Origin of the sequence: Nocardia callitridis (assembly GCF_039543305.1) — a bacterium.
GTDB classification, from domain to species: domain Bacteria; phylum Actinomycetota; class Actinomycetes; order Mycobacteriales; family Mycobacteriaceae; genus Nocardia; species Nocardia callitridis.
The window spans coordinates 588,756-603,918 of the sequence record NZ_BAABJM010000001.1 but is presented as its reverse complement, the minus strand read 5'-3'; the positions used below and the strand labels follow the sequence as shown (position 1 = coordinate 603,918).

11 protein-coding genes are annotated in these 15,163 nt (G+C 68.5%); 6 read left to right on the top strand and 5 right to left on the bottom strand.

Features of this window, described 5'->3' with window-relative positions; genetic code table 11:
* Nucleotides 1-58 precede the first annotated feature (58 nt).
* Nucleotides 59-988 (bottom strand): RluA family pseudouridine synthase, encoded by a 930-nt coding sequence (locus tag ABEA50_RS02745; RefSeq protein ID WP_345493389.1) that lies wholly within the window; start codon nucleotides 986-988, stop codon nucleotides 59-61.
* Nucleotides 989-1,143: 155 nt separating this feature from the next.
* Here ABEA50_RS02745 and ABEA50_RS02740 point away from each other — a divergent pair, with 155 nt between their 5' ends.
* Genes ABEA50_RS02740 through ABEA50_RS02730 form a run of 3 tightly spaced genes read left to right on the top strand, consistent with a single transcriptional unit; the run spans nucleotide 1,144 to nucleotide 7,861 of the window.
* Entirely contained in the window at nucleotides 1,144-2,439 is a 1,296-nt protein-coding gene (locus ABEA50_RS02740) for a SidA/IucD/PvdA family monooxygenase (protein ID WP_345493388.1), read from the top strand.
* Nucleotides 2,440-2,498: 59 nt separating this feature from the next.
* Entirely contained in the window at nucleotides 2,499-3,440 is a 942-nt protein-coding gene (locus ABEA50_RS02735) for a methionyl-tRNA formyltransferase (protein ID WP_345493387.1), read from the top strand.
* Nucleotides 3,440-7,861 (top strand): amino acid adenylation domain-containing protein, encoded by a 4,422-nt coding sequence (locus ABEA50_RS02730; protein WP_425577511.1) that lies wholly within the window; start codon nucleotides 3,440-3,442, stop codon nucleotides 7,859-7,861. The genes ABEA50_RS02735 and ABEA50_RS02730 overlap by 1 nt, the downstream gene beginning before the upstream one ends.
* Nucleotides 7,862-7,949: 88 nt before the next feature.
* Here ABEA50_RS02730 and ABEA50_RS02725 read toward each other — a convergent pair whose 3' ends face one another.
* Together ABEA50_RS02725 and pdxR are read right to left on the bottom strand one after the other, a co-directional pair.
* Complete coding sequence (locus ABEA50_RS02725) at nucleotides 7,950-8,195, bottom strand: DUF2630 family protein (RefSeq protein ID WP_345493385.1); 246 nt, start codon at nucleotides 8,193-8,195, stop codon at nucleotides 7,950-7,952.
* A gap of 5 nt (nucleotides 8,196-8,200) precedes the next feature.
* Nucleotides 8,201-9,586 (bottom strand): MocR-like pyridoxine biosynthesis transcription factor PdxR, encoded by a 1,386-nt coding sequence (gene pdxR, locus ABEA50_RS02720; RefSeq protein ID WP_345493384.1) that lies wholly within the window; start codon nucleotides 9,584-9,586, stop codon nucleotides 8,201-8,203.
* Nucleotides 9,587-9,676: 90 nt separating this feature from the next.
* Here pdxR and ABEA50_RS02715 point away from each other — a divergent pair, with 90 nt between their 5' ends.
* Nucleotides 9,677-10,354 (top strand): pyridoxamine 5'-phosphate oxidase family protein, encoded by a 678-nt coding sequence (locus ABEA50_RS02715; protein WP_345493383.1) that lies wholly within the window; start codon nucleotides 9,677-9,679, stop codon nucleotides 10,352-10,354.
* 18 nt (nucleotides 10,355-10,372) lie between these two features.
* Here the strand turns inward: ABEA50_RS02715 and ABEA50_RS02710 are convergent, their stop codons facing one another.
* Nucleotides 10,373-12,088: a hypothetical protein gene (locus ABEA50_RS02710; RefSeq protein ID WP_345493382.1), complete on the bottom strand. Its 1,716-nt coding sequence runs from the start codon at nucleotides 12,086-12,088 to the stop codon at nucleotides 10,373-10,375.
* Entirely contained in the window at nucleotides 12,085-12,849 is a 765-nt protein-coding gene (locus ABEA50_RS02705) for a crotonase/enoyl-CoA hydratase family protein (RefSeq protein ID WP_345493381.1), read from the bottom strand. Before ABEA50_RS02705 ends, ABEA50_RS02710 begins: the two co-directional genes overlap by 4 nt.
* Nucleotides 12,850-12,903: 54 nt before the next feature.
* On the opposite strand from ABEA50_RS02705, the gene ABEA50_RS02700 reads away from it, so the two are divergent.
* Complete coding sequence (locus ABEA50_RS02700) at nucleotides 12,904-13,527, top strand: TetR/AcrR family transcriptional regulator (RefSeq protein WP_345493380.1); 624 nt, start codon at nucleotides 12,904-12,906, stop codon at nucleotides 13,525-13,527.
* Entirely contained in the window at nucleotides 13,514-15,133 is a 1,620-nt protein-coding gene (locus ABEA50_RS02695; RefSeq protein ID WP_345493379.1) for an acyl-CoA dehydrogenase family protein, read from the top strand. The genes ABEA50_RS02700 and ABEA50_RS02695 overlap by 14 nt, the downstream gene beginning before the upstream one ends.
* The last annotated feature ends 30 nt before the right edge of the window (nucleotides 15,134-15,163 follow it).

The window sequence follows — 15,163 nt, the reverse complement described above, 5'->3', positions numbered from 1 at the left end:
CCGGCCCAGTCTACGGGCCCGACGCGGCCGGTGTTCTCGCTGGTGGGGCGGGGTGTGCTCAGCCCGCCCAGCCGACGGGATCGGTCCATGCGCGCAGGGTGCGGGTGGTCTCGAAGCGGCGCGGGAGGCGGGTGATCGGATCGGTGAATTCCAGCGTCGCGGCGAGTAGTTGCAGCGGCCTGGTGAAGTCGTGCACCGATTTGTCGGTGAATTCGGGATAGAAGTCGTCGCCGAGGATGGGGACGCCGAGGCTGCTCATGTGCAGCCGTAGCTGATGGGTCCTGCCGGTGTGTGGGCGCAGCAGATAGCGTCCGAGTCCGTCGCGGTGTTCGAGGAGTTCGACCTCGGTCTCGGCATTGGGTTCGCCGGGGACTTCCTGGGCGGCGAGGATCTGCTTTTCCTTGATGATCCTGCTGCGCACCGTGCACGGCAGGGTGAGGTCGTCGCGCACGGGTGCGATCGCCTCGTATTCCTTGCGCACCGCGCGGCGGTGGAACATGGTCTGGTAGGCGCCACGCGCCGCCGGGTCGACGATGAACATGATCAGTCCCGCGGTGACGCGGTCGAGGCGGTGTGCGGGGACGAGGTCGGGGAGGTCGAGGTCGCGGCGTAACCGGACGAGCGCGGTTTCCAGGATGTGCTGTCCGCGCGGGATGGTCGCGAGGAAGTGTGGCTTGTCCACGACGAGCAGGCTCTCGTCGCGATGGACCACGGTGATGTCGAAGGGGACGGGTGTCTCTTCGGGAAGGTCGCGGTGGAACCAGACGGCACCGCCTGGCACGTAGGCGGCGTTCGGGGCGATCGGGCCGTCGAGGTCGACGATCTCGCCCGCGTCGAGTAGTTCATCGATCCGCGCGGCGGGCACCCTCGGCAGTCGTTCGACGAGGTGGTCGCGGATGGTCGTCCATTGCCCCAGTTCCGGCAGCCGTAGTCGGGCCGGGTCGAGGCCGTGCCGCTTCGGCAACGGCGGTTGCTGTCGCCTTCGCATCGGTGTCGACAGTAGTCGAGTCGGGAGTGTGGAAATCCCCTCGAATTCCCCGGCGATATTGCTAAGGCTTACCTAAGTCGAGTATGAAGTGAGGGGGTGGCCGCCCAGTAGGCGCACGGACTGCTGTGGAGACGGCTCGGAGAGTTGGATTGCCGGTGGACAGACTTTTGGTGCTCGGTGCTGGTCCGAAGGCCATGGCGGTCGCGGCGAAGGCGCATGTCCTCCGTGCGTTGGGTTTGCCGACGCCACAGGTTGTCGTCGTGGAAGCCCAAGTGGTGGGCGGCAATTGGCTGCCAACGGGGGGTTGGACGGATGGACGGCATCGGCTCGGCACGAGCCCGGAGAAGGACGTCGGATTTCCCTATCACTCCACCTGGGCGCGCGGTCACAATCCCGCGATCAACGAGGCGATGGCCGCTTTCAGTTGGACGTCGTTCCTGATCGAACGCGGCGGCTACGCCGATTGGGTCGACCGGGGTCGGCAGAGTCCGCCGCACAATATGTGGGCGCGGTATCTGCAATGGGTCGCCGAGAAGACCGGCGTCGAGGTGGTGTCGGCCGAAGTGCGAGCAATTTCACCGGGGGGTGACTCCGGGCAGGGGTGGTTGGTGTCGGTGTGCGATCGGGAGGGCGCCACCAGCACGCTCGAGGCCGACCGGTTGTTGATCACCGGCCCCGGCCGCAGCACGCACGCGTTGGCGCGGCATCCGAGGATGCTGAGCATCGCGGATTTCTGGGATCTCGCCGATAAGCGCATGCTGCCCGCGTCCTCGCGTGCGGCGGTCATCGGCGGCGGGGAGACGGCGGGTTCGGCGATGGACGAGTTGGTCCGCCATGACGTGCTGACGATCTCGGTGATCTCCCCCTCCGCGACGATCTACACCCGCGGCGAGAGCTATTTCGAGAACTCGCTGTTCAGCGACCCGGCCAAATGGCAGGCATTGAGCGTGCAGGAACGGCGAGATGTGGTGCGGCGCACCGATCGTGGCGTGTTCTCGGTGCGGGTGCAGGAGAGCCTGCTGGGCGATGCCCGTGCGCATCATCTGCAAGGCCGCGTGGTGCGGGTGTCCGGGCAGGGCGAGGGGGTCGCGCTCACGCTGCGTAACGACTCGCGCCCGGATCAGGTGCACGCGTTCGACCTGGTGGTGGATGCCACCGGTGGTCAGCCGTTGTGGTTCATGGACCTGTTCGACGACGACGCGACCGATCTGCTGGAGCTGGCGCTGGGCGGCCCGGTGACCCAGCAGCGGGTGGAGACGGCGATCGGCCACGATCTGGCGGTGTCCGGGCTCGGGGCGAAGTTGTATCTGCCGAATCTGGCGGGCCTCGCGCAGGGGCCGGGATTCCCGAATCTCAGCTGCCTGGGCGAACTCTCGGATCGGGTGCTCTCCTCGACCGTTTCACGTTCCTCGGCGAGTGTGCGGGTGGCCGTCGCGCAACCCGATAGTTAGGCTAGGCTTAGTTTCGGAAAGCTTGTTGCAGTCGACTTACAGATGAAGGTTCGGTTCCCATGCGTATCGTGTCGTTCGGCTTCCAGACCTGGGGTCGCAAGACGCTGGAAGCACTGCTCGATTCGGGGCATGAGGTCGTGCTCGCGGTCACGCATCCCGCCAGCGCCCAATCCTACAAAGCCATCTGGTCGGACTCGGTCGAAGAGCTCGCGCGCGAACGCGGCATCCCCGTGCACCTCACCGAACGCGCCGACGCGGCCACCATCGATCTGGTCGAGCGCGCCGAACCCGACGTCATCGTGGTCAACAGTTGGTACACCTGGATGCCGCCGGAGCTGTACACCATGCCCACCCACGGCACGCTGAACCTGCACGATTCGCTGCTGCCGAAGTTCACCGGGTTCTCGCCGGTGCTGTGGGCGTTGATCAGCGGCGCCACCGAGTTCGGGCTCACCGTGCATCGGATGGACGAGCAACTCGACACCGGCGACATCCTGGTGCAGCACTCGCTGCCGATCGGGCCCACCGATACCGGCACGGATCTCGTGCTGGCCGGGATCGAGCTGATTCCCGGCGCGGTGCGAGAAGCGTTGGCGGCCATCGATTCCGGCACCGCGCAGTGGCGGCCGCAGGACAAGTCGCAGCGCACGTATTTCCACAAGCGCTCCGAACGTGACAGTCGCGTCGACTGGCGCCTGTCGGCCGTGGAAACCGAGCGATTCGTGCGCGCGCTCTCGGCGCCCTATCCGCGCGCGTTCAGTTATTACCGGGGCGAGAAGGTCGAGATCTTGACCGCACGCATCTCCGAGGCGCGCTACGGCGGCACCGCGGGGCGGGTGATCGTGCAGGAAGGCGGCGCAGTGGTGGTGTGTGGACCGGACGCTCATCGTGGCGTCGAGAACGGGCTGGTGCTCACGCGCGTGCGCGCCGCCGACGGCGTAGCGCACTCCGCCGCCGAGTTCTTCACGCGCGGAGGGTATCTCACGGATACACCGCAGTAATGGTACGGCTTCGGCGCTACGCCGAGGCCGGGACGATCGAACCGAGCTCGAGGAACGCCATGTCGAGGACCGCAAGTGACGCAGAACGCGTGTTGGGCACCGAACCCAGCGGCCGACGGCACGACGCATCCCGAGGGCACATGCTCTCGCACGGGCAGCGCCGAGCTTGGTTCCTGCAGAGTCGTGATCCCGCCGATGTGACCTTGAATCACGGTGTGGCATATCGGATCTCCGGGGATCTCGACACCGAGCGGTTACGCGGGGCCGTCACCACGGTGATCGCCCGCCACGAGATCCTGCGCACCACCTACGACCTGGCCTCCGACGGCGACCCGCGTCAGCTCGTCGCCGACGACACCGCACCGGCGTGGCAGGAATACGATCTCACCGAGCTCGCCGAGGGCAGCCGCGCGCGCAGGCTGGAGGTCTTGGCTCGCAGGGAGCTGGCTCGGCCGTTTCGCCTGAACGCCGAAACTCCGCTGCGCTTCACCCTGGTTCACACGGGCGCAGGGGAATTCGTGTTCCTCATGGTGGTGCACACGATCTGCTGGGACGAGCATTCCTCGGTGCTGTTCGGTGACGAGCTCGCCGCCGCCTACCGAGGTGGGCTGGCCCTGTCCTCGGACAGCCCGGCACAGTTCCATGAAGTGGCCTCACTCGTCGACGAACCCGACGAGGCGGCCGTGGAGTACTGGCGGCGCGCGGTGCGCCCGCTGCCGGAATTATTGGAGTTGCCCGGCGCCCCGGTGTCGGCACCCGCGCGCACCGAGCGGTGTGTCCGCGAATTGCCTTCGCCGCTGGTCGATCGAGTGCGCGCCTTCGCCGCCGCGCAGGCGGGCACACCGATGTCGGTGCTGCTCAGTGCCTTTCAAGCGGTGATTCACCGGTACACCGGCGCAGTGGACTTTTTGGTCGCGGTGCCGGTGAGTACCCGTGCGCCGGAATCGGATTCGGTCATCGGCTACTTCGGCAACACTCTGCTGGTGCGTGCGCGAGTACGACCGAACGATTCCTTCGCCACCTTCGCGGCCACGGTCGCCGAGAGTTGGCATGACGCCTTCGCCCACCGGTCGGTCGGCATCGATCGCGTGGTGCACGAGGTGAATCCCCATCGGTTCGCCGGACGCGACGGGTTGGAACAGTTGGTGCGTGTCGGGTTCGCCGTCCGCGACGAACCACACGGACGCACGCTGTCCGACGGTGCGATCACCGCCGAGCCGATCGAACTCGGCGGCCCGGCCTCGGCCGTTGCGCTCACGCTCACCGTGGTCACGGGCGCGCGCGGTACGCGATTGGAGGCGAAGTACCGGGGTGATCGCCTGGATGACCGGCTGGTCGAGCGCCTGCTGGCACACTATGAACGGTTGTTGACGCACGCGTTGAGCGGCTCCGATTGCCGCATCGGCGATCTCGACCTCTTCGATGCCGAAGAGCGAGCCAGGATCATGGGTCGCTCGCACGGTGAACTCGTCGATACGCCACCGACAACACTGACCGCGCTGCTGCAACAGCGGGCAACGGACGCACCCGACGCGGTCGCGATACTGGTGCCCGCCGGTACCGAAGCGGGAGCGGATCTCGCGGTCACCTACGGCCAACTCCACCGACGCGCGAATCGTTTGGCGCGCTGGCTGATCGGTTGCGGCATCGGCACCGAAGACCTGGTGGCCTTGCGCCTGGACAACTCGCTCGAATTCGTGGTCGCGGTGTTGGCCGTACTGAAATCGGGTGCGGCCTACCTGCCGGTCGACCCGAACGATCCCCACGAACGACGCCGCGAACTCGATCGCGACGCCGAGCCCACACTGCTGTTCGACCCGGATACCCTCGCCGCCGCCGAGCACGCGGCGCGCACACTGTCGGACACCTACCTCGCCGACGAGGAGCGGGTCCGACCGCTGCGGCCAGGCAACCTCGCCTACGTCATCTACACCTCCGGGTCCACCGGGCGACCGAAAGGCGTCCAGGTCGCGCATGCCGCGATCGCCGAGCATGTGCTCGGTTTCGGTGTCGAGGGCGGAATTCTCGCGTCCGACACCCTGGTGCAGTCGGTGCCGGTGGGATTCGACGCCGCACTGTTGGACCTGTTCGTCACGCTGACAGTCGGTGCGCGACTGGTGATTCCGAAACCGGGAGCCTTCGGCGATCTGCGCTATGTCGCCGATCTGGTCGCGCGGCTCGGCGTCACGGTCTTGCACATGGTTCCTTCGACCCTCAGCACCCTGCTGCTCCTGCCCGAGGTCAGTGAGTGGCGGCGACTGCGTTACGTGCCGGTAGGTGGGGAGGCTCTGCTCGGCGAGTTGGCGGACCGCTTCGCGCGCACCTTCGACGCGGAGCTGCGCAACTATTACGGCCCGACCGAAGCGGTGGTCGCCGCGACGCATCGCATCGTGGAGGGTCCACAGGGGGCAGGTGTCGTCTCGATCGGGGTACCGAACCGAAATGTGTGTGTCTATCTGCTCGATGCGCGACTGCACCCGGTGGCCGACGGGGTGATTGGTGAAATCTATGTGGGCGGAAACCAAGTGGCGCGCGGTTATCTGAATCGCCGCGGCCTGTCCGCGCACAGCTTCGTCGCCGACCCCTTCGGGCGGGGCCAGCGGTTGTATCGCACCGGCGATCTCGCTCGGCGCTGCGCTGACGGTGGGCTCGAATTCATCGGCCGCGCCGACGATCAGGTCAAGGTGCGCGGGTACCGGGTCGAACTCGGCGAGGTGCGTTCGGTGCTGTCGGGGCACCCCGGCGTCGCCGATGTCGCGGTGATCGCCGTGGACGACGCCGCCGTCGGCACGATGCTTGCCGCCTATCTGGTGCCCACCGGGACAGGGGAACCCACCGATCTCGACGGGGTGCGCGCGCACGCGGCGAAACTATTGCCGGAATACATGCGGCCGTCCGCCTATTCGGTGCTCGACCGTATTCCGTTGACCGGCAACGGAAAACTCGACCGCGCGGCACTGCCCGCGCCGGTGCGTGGGCCGGCGAGCACGTTCCGTGAGCCGGCCACCGAGGTCGAGGCGCGGATCGCCGAGCGCTTCGAGGAGATCCTCGGCGTAGCTGTCGTCGGTGCGCAGGACTCGTTTTTCGAACTGGGAGGACATTCTTTGTTGGCCAATCGACTACTGCCGTGGATTCAGGACGAATTCGGTGTCGAGCTGGACGTTCGGGCGGTGTTCGACGCGCCGACCGTCGCGGACCTGGCCACGCTCGTGGAGGCGACACCGGTGTTGACGCGCGCGACGATGACGGCCGACGAGCGGGAGCGGCTGCTCGGCGAGTGGTCCAGTGGTGTCGAGCTCAGTGAGGTATCCGCCGTCGACGTGCTGGTCCGTCGCGGCAGGACCGTGCCGGGTATCCGCCCCGCCGTTCGGTGCGGCGGAGACTCGCTCACCTACGGGAGGCTCTTCGCCGCGTTCGATGATTTCTGCGGTGAGATGTTCCCCCGCAAGGGGTTTGGTAGCACTGTCGCAGGCGCGAGCGCCGCGGAGGCGGCGCTCGGCGATGCGGTTGTGCGGGCTACCGGCGCGCGGCGCCGCAGCGGTGGTGGACTACGGGACCGGGCGACACGCTGCCTCGAGGCGGGTGCCTCGAGGCAGCGCGGCTCGGGTGCCGAGGATTCGGCGTCGCTGGAAGGGGTCGTCGCCCTGCTCGCTCGGCTGGGTGGACCCGGTCGTGATCGTGCGGGACTCGCGCAGACGGTGGCCGAAGCCGCGCTCACCGCCGCCGTCGCCGACCGGCGCGCGGTGGCCGCCGAATGTCGTGGCGGTTGCGTCGATCCCGCGCTCGGCTCGGCGGATGTGCGGCTCATCGCCGCGCCGTGGGGCGACCGAGGGGTTGCCGTCGAGCTGTTCGCCGCGCTCGCCGACGGTGCCACCCTCCTCATCGCGACAGCCGCCGAGCTCGCCGACCCCGCTCTACTGGCCGACCTGATGCGCACGCACGCGGTAACCCACCTCGTCGCAGACCCCGACACAGCGGCGGCGGTAGCGCGGGCCGCTGGCGAGGGTGCGGCATTGGCCGCCGTTCGACGCTGGGACCTCACCGGCCGCCGTCCCGCCGCCGGGCTGGCGGATCGATTGCTCGCGGTGTCGCCGGAATCGGTGTCGACCATCGCCTACACACCACCGGCCTACCTCGGCCCGGTCGCGCGCGGCCCCCTCGACGGCACCGCTCGCACCCGCCCCATTCCCGGTGCACGGGTACTGGTGCTCGACGCGGATCGACAGCCGGTCACCCCCGGTGTCGTCGGCGACATCTACGTCGGCGGCGCGGCCCTACACCCGCACCCCGAAGCCCCTACCGACAGCCGCATCACCGACCCCGTCATCGCGGACACCCAGCTCCACCGCACCGGCGACCGAGCCTGGTGGACCCCGGACGGCTGGCTCATCCTGCTGGACAGCATCGAGGAAGCGGACTGACGGAATTCCCGCGCTCGATGGGGTTTGTTGTCGTACTGCCACGAGCGCCGCGCACACGGCTACGCCGCCCGACTCAGAGCAGGGGCGGCTATTGCAAATAGCCCTCGACCTGGGCGGCGGGGTTGGATTGGGCGGCTTCGGCGGGTTCGCCGGAGTCCAGGCGTGCGCGGCGTTGGCGCAGGAGGTCCCAGGCTTGGTCGAGGAGGACCTCGATTTCGGCGAGGCGCTGACGTTCGGTTTGCGGGTCGAGCTGTCCGTTGGTGGTCTGCTCGCGCAGGCGATGTTCTTGGTCGACCAGATCCTGAATGCGGGTGAGCACGTCATGTTCGGTCATGCCGATCATGCTACGGACGCGCGCGCGTCGGCGAGGCAGTCCGCGGCGATCGGAACGGCCGCTACCAGGTCTTTCCATGGCAACGCGGTGTAGCCGATCGCGACGCCGAAGTGTCGGCGGTCCTGGTCCAGGTGATGGCGCGCCAGGCCGTCGATGGCGAGAGCCATGGTAAGGCCGGACTCGAGGACGCGTTGTTCCGCAGCGGCGCTGGTCAAGGGGACGACGAGGTGTGAGCCCGCGTCCTCGCCGACGATCGCGGCTCCCACCGCGCGCAACGCGTTCACCACAAGGGCACGTCGCGGCGGCAATACGCGCCGCAGCCTGCGTAGGTGCCTGGCCAGGTCACCGTGTGCGGCGAAGGCGGTGAAGACCTGCTGGCCCATCGGCGCGGGTCCGGTGCCGGTGCGGACGCGGTGATCGAGCAGCGCGTCCGCGATAGCGGGTGTGGCCACCAACCAGCCGATACCGAGGCTGGGTGAGAGGATCTTGCTCGTTGTGCCGAGGTGTACCACCACATCCGGTGCCAGTGCGGCCAGCAGCGGCAAAGGGGCGGTGTCATACCGCAATTCGCCGTCGTAGTCGTCCTCGATCAGGATCGCTCCTGTGCGACGCGCGAATTCGACCAGCTCGACCCTGCGTGCGGCGGGCATCCGCGCCCCGAGCGGAAACTGGTGCGCCGGTGTGCAATACACAGCCTTGACGCCGTCGGGTAGCTGATCGACGCGCAGGCCGAAATCATCGACCGGTATCGGGAGTACGCGCAGTCCGGCCGCCCGAAAAGCGCCCACCGCGCGCTGGTAACCGGGATTCTCCACCGCGACCGTATCGCCGGGCCGAAACAGCGCGTGCGCGAGTTCGCCTACGGCTGAGCTGGTTCCGGCGGTGGCGAGGACGGTTGTTTCGGTGTGCGCGCCGAGTCCGCGATGACGAAGCAGGTGGTCGGTGACGGCCGCGCGGAACGCCGGTTCGCCGCCGCGATCCTTGTGCACCAGGGGTGGGTGGTCGGCGGCGGCACGCCACGCGCGTCGCCATGCGGCGAGGTCGATCGCCTCCGCGCACGGCGCTCCTGGTCGTAGGTCGAAGTGCTCGGTGGCGGGTTGTCGCGCGGTCGGCGGTTCGGCGGGCGTCGGTGTCGCGGCGGGTGCGGTGGTCAGGTAGGTGCCGGATCCGCGCCGACCGGTCAGCCAGCCTTCGGCGTGCAACTGGTCGTAGGCGGAGGCGACCACGGTTCGGCTCACCCCGAGCCGGTGTGCCAACGCCCGTGACGAGGGCAGTCGGTCGCCGCCGCGCAGCGCGCCCTGTGCGGCGGCGGCACGAAGACCGTCGGCGATCTGCGCCGAGAGCGGTTGCGCCAGGGTGCGGTCGAGCGCGAGCGGGAGTTCATCGAGCACCGGGCACCTCGCGATCGGACCTAATTGGCATGGATAAATTCCGTTGAATTGGCACTTTCATGATGCCACTTATCCTCCGATGCTGGATACATGACCGAATCAGCCCTCGTCAGGACCCCGCTTTCGCCGACCGAACGCAGCACGCCGCATCGCGAAGCCGACCGCGTTCGTACCGACCGCGCCGACTTGGACGCGGTCCTGGATGCCGAGGTGCTCTGTCATATCGGGGTCCTGCTGCACGGCACGCCCTCGGTGCTGCCGACCATCTACGGTCGCGACGGCGACACTCTCTACCTGCACGGTTCCACCGGTGCGGGCAACCTGCGTGCGGCCATGCTCGGCGATATCTCGGTGGCCGTCACACTGGTCGACGGCGTCGTCTACGCGCGCTCTGCCATGCACTGCTCGATGAACTACCGCAGCGCGGTGGTGCACGGCCGCGCCGAACTCGTCACCGACCACGCCACACGCCTGCACGCCCTGCGGGTGATCACCGAGCACGCGGCCCCCGGCACCTGGGACCGTGCGCGGCAGCCGAACAAGAAGGAACTCGCCGCCACCATGGTGCTGGCGCTGGACCTCACCGAGGCGTCGGTGAAGGTGCGCACCGGAGGACCGAACGACGAACCCGACGACATCGCACGCGGCGGCGTCTGGTCCGGCGTCCTGCCGTTGCGGCGCGTATGGGACACCCCGATCGCCGCCGCGGACCTCGACCCCGAGGTCCCCACACCCGCAAGCGTTCACGACCGTGAACCACTCGGCTGAGCCCAGACAAGTACGTGCTCACCACGAGTGTGCCGGTATCCCGAAGCGGAAGAGGGTGGTGAGTGCCAAAGATGTGAGGGCGGTGGGTGATTCGACCGTACGGTGCAGGCCGACCAGGGACAGCGTGTAGTCGTCCCCGGTGCGGCACAGGTAGCCGGACAGGCGGGTGCGGGGGAGTTGGGCGGTGGTGAGCCTCGGGTGGATCGCGCGCGCGGCGACGCCGGTGCAGCGGTGGGGACCGAGTGCGCTCAGGGTTTCGGGGAGGGTGCCGAGGTTCGAGCACAGGATGTCGCGTTCGCCCGCGCCCTTGGCCAGCGCGTAGGCGACGCGATCCGGCACCACCTGGAGTATTTCCTCCGGCAGGCCACCGGGACTGGACATGCGGTGCTCGTAGGCGCGACGTGCCTTGTCGCGCACGGTGGCAGGGGTGTCGGCGCGGGTGACGGTGATCTCGGTCATCGCGAGGTCATTGTCGACGCGTGGTTCGGCTCGGGTATCGACGGGCAGACTGGCGGACAAGGTTGGAGCGGCGAACCCGCAGTCCCACAGTAGATTCGCGACGACCGTGATGAACAAGCTGTTGGCGGTACCACCGCACGCGGCGGCGGCGCCGTCCCAAGCGCACGCCCCGAACCGAATGATCGCGCTGTGTACCGTCGCCGAGCCCGAGGGCTCCGCGCCGACTTTCCCGGCGAACTCGACGGTCGAACGAGGATTCGGTGGCCGCCTTCTCGGTCGCGGATGCTCGACCATCCTGGCGTGCAAGGCTCGCGCGGTACCGAGGGCAACGATCTGCCACTGCCGCCTCGCGTCGGACCAATCCGAGTGCCTGCCAGTAGCCTTCCAGTCTTCGTCGGTGACCGGCCCCGTCGACGAGTCGTCGGCCCCTCGCGCTGCGCCGGGGGTAGCCGGAGCCGACTCGTCGGGCGCGCCGTGCTCGTTCGCCCGCGTCCACCCGACAGTCGGCGTCGAGTCGCGAGGCGGCCCTTGCTCGTTCGACCGAGACCGAGCCGCTGAAATCGGGTGCTCACCGGGTTGTGCGGGCCTGCTCGGTGCGACTGGTGTTTCGGGCGGTGGACCTACATCCGGCGTCGTTGATGTCTCGATCGCAGGCGCCGGTGCGTGCCTGCCGCGCGGTGCGGGTTCGTCTGCGGTCGCCGTACTCGGCGTCGGCCCGTTCGGCGGAGCCTGGCCCGCCCGAGCGGGCCGCCAGCCTGGAAGCGACCGCGGCTTTCGTTCCGCTGGTTCGGGTCCGGTCATCGTCGCGCCGGTTGCCGCCGCGTGTGCGCGCAGCGCGGCGTCCGCGGCGAGGATCAGGGCGCGGCCGTCGGCCACCACGTGCGAGCAGGTGAGTGCGACCGCCGACCCGCCGTCGACCAGGTCGGCAACCGAAAGTCGCCATGCCGGAAAGAATTCCGGGTCCAGGTCCGCGCCCTGGGCGTCGGCCCACAGCGGTAGCCCCGCGAGGGTAAGGGGCTGTTCGGCGCAGGCGAGTGGATGCGCACGGACCGTGCGCTGCCATGCGCGGCGTGCGCCGGGGACCTGGGGGCGAATTACCCTGCGCCCCAATGGTCCAGCGGCCAGTACGGTGTGTACCTCGTGGAGCAGCGCATGGTCGACGGTGCTTTCGGTACGCCACAGCCCTTGTATCGCGATCGGCGTACCGAGTCCACGGTGGGTGCGCAGGAAGATCTCGTCGACGACGCTGAGCCGCTCGCCGCACCCGTCGTTCACGCGCCGTGCCGACCCGCGCCCGAGGCGAAGCGTTGTGCGCCCGCGAGTCCTTCCGAGAGCGCGCCCATCCCGTGCCGCAGCTCATTGCGTAGCGCTGCCTCGGTATCCATGGCCTCTTGTTCGAGCAGCGACAGGCGATCCGAGCGCATGCACGTCTGCGGGAGCGCGGCGAGTTCGGCGGCCCACCGCTCGGCAGCCGCGCGTGCTTCGCCGGTCGGCACGACACGATTCACCAAGCCCATGTCCAAGGCTTCGTTCGCGTCGACGGGACGGCCGGTGAGCACCATGTCCATGGCACGGCCGGTGCCGACGACGCGCGGCAGTCGCACGGTGCCTCCGTCGATCAGCGGCACGCCCCAGCGTCGGCAGAAGACGCCGAACACGCTGTCGCGCTCGGCAACGCGCAGATCGCACCACAGCGCGAGTTCGAGTCCGCCCGCGACAGCGTGGCCGGAGACGGCGGCGATCACCGGCTTGGACAGTCGCATCCTGGTCGGGCCCATCGGGCCGTCACCGTCCTCGGTGACCTGATTGGATCGCTCGGTACCGAGACCCTTGAGGTCCGCGCCCGCGCAGAAGGTGCCGCCGTCGCCCCAGAGCACGGCCACCGCCGCGTCGGGGTCGGCGTCGAAGGCGCGAAAGGCGTCGGCGAGTGCGGTCGCGGTCGGCCCGTCCACGGCATTGCGGGCCTGTGGGCGGTGCAAGATCACCGTGGTCACCGGCCCGGACCGTTCGATACGTACATCCACGCTCGTGACCATACGCCCGCGTCGGCGCCCTTGTGTGAAGAAATGAATCCGTGGTTCACTTCTTGGGTGGCTTACCGCAGAACCTCCGCCGTGCAGGCGCGCCTCGACGCGCAGGCCGGGCTGATCGTGCGCGCCGCCACCGCGGTGTTGTCCGATGCGGGGTACGCGGGACTGTCCATGGCGGCGGTCGCCGCGGCGGCTGGCGTGGCCACGGGCACCGTCTACAAGAACTTTCGCGGTAAAACCGAACTGGTGCGCGCGGTCTTTCGCCGGGTGGTCGCCCACGAGGTCGACGCGGTGGCGGCCGCGTGCGCCGAAGGCGGCGCGGTCGAGCGGGTGAGCGTCGCGGTGGAGACTTTCGCCGGGCGCGCGTTGAAGAACCCGAAACTCGCCTATGTGCTGCTCGCGGAGCCGGTAGACGCCGAAGTCGATGTCGAACGCCTGCGTTTTCGACGTGCGTTCGCCGAAATCTTCGAATCCGCGGTGGCCGAAGGAGTTTCGCGTGGCGACCTGCCAGCACAAGACGCCGGTGTCAGCGCGAGCGCGCTGGTCGGTGCTATCGGGGAGGTGTTGGTCGGCCCGCTGACGACCGCGCCGCCCGCGGAAACCGTTGTCCCCCAACTCGTGGCCTTCGCGCTACGCGCGCTCGGTGTGCGCGCAGAACCAGGAGCATTCGATGCCGACACATGAGGTCTTCAATCAGGTCCCCGATCTGGTCCCGTTCGACATGTCACGCAATCCGGCTCTGCTGGAGGGCCTGCACCGCGAGGGCGCGGGCTGGGCCGAACCGGAAATCCGCGAACTCGGTGCGCTCGCGGGCAGCTTCGAGGTGCAGGAATGGGGTCGGCTCGCCTCCGAGCACCCGCCGGTCCTGCGTACCCACGATCGCTACGGCCACCGCATCGACGAGGTGGAATTCCACCCGCACTGGCACGAACTCATGAAAGTCGCTGTCGCGCACGGCGTACACGCCGCACCGTGGTTGGCGGACACTCCGGGTGCGCACACCGCGCGCGCCGCGAAGTTCTACACCTGGGGTGCCGCGGACGCCGGGCACATGTGTCCGATCTCGATGACCTACGCGGTGGTTCCCGCGCTGCGCCACAATCGCGAACTCGCCGACCGTTACGAACCGCTACTCGGTTCACGCACCTACGATTTCGGCCTCCGTGAACCCGCGAGCAAGGCCGGGCTCATCGCGGGCATGTCGATGACGGAGAAGCAGGGCGGCTCCGACGTTCGCGCCAATACCACCACGGCGACACCACAACCCGACGGCTCCTACCGGATCGTCGGGCACAAGTGGTTCACCTCCGCGCCGATGTCGGACATGTTCCTCACCCTGGCCAAGGCGCCGGGCGGGCTATCCTGCTTCCTGCTGCCCCGTGTGCTGCCCGACGGCACACGCAATGCCCTTCGGCTGCAACGACTCAAGGACAAGCTCGGCAACAAGTCCAACGCGTCCTCGGAGATCGAATACGACAACGCCACCGGCTGGTTGGTCGGCGCGGAGGGCGCCGGCGTCAAGACCATCATCGAGATGGTGAACATGACCAGGCTCGATTGTGTGATCGGCTCGGCGACGGGCATGCGCCTCGGCGTGGTCAATGCCGTGCACCACGCCAGGCACCGAGAAGTCTTCGGCCGCAAGCTGATCGACCAACCCGCCATGCGCAATGTGCTCGCCGACCTGGTGATCGAATCCGATGCCGCCACGACGGTGATGATGCGTCTCGCCGGAGCTACCGACCGCGCGAGCGGTGACCCCGCCGAAGCCGCGCTGCGCAGGATCGCCCTGGCCATCACCAAGTACTGGGTGTGCAAGCGCGCTCCCGCGCACGCGGCGGAGGCGCTGGAATGCCTTGGCGGCAACGGTTACGTGGAGGAGTCCGGCATGCCGAGGCTCTACCGGGAAGCGCCGCTGATGTCGATTTGGGAGGGGTCGGGCAATGTCGCGGCCCTGGACGCGCTGCGGGCCATGGGGCGGCAACCGGAGACGGTCGAGGCGTACTTCGCCGAGGTCGCGTTGGCGGCGGGCGCGGATCCGCGCCTGGACGACGCCATCGCCCGTGTCGGTAAGGAACTCGCCGACCTCACCGATATCGAATATCGCGCGCGCCGTGTGGTCGAACTGATGGCATTGGTGCTGCAGGGCGCGCAGTTGGTGCGCCACGGTCATCCCGCGGTGGCCGACGCGTTCTGCGCGGCCCGGCTCGGTGCGGACTGGGGCATCGCGTTCGGCACCTTACCGACGGGTGTCGATACCGGTGCGATCATCGAGCGCGCCTTCGTCTGAGGTCGGGGCGGCCGCCGGGGCGGGTGTTGA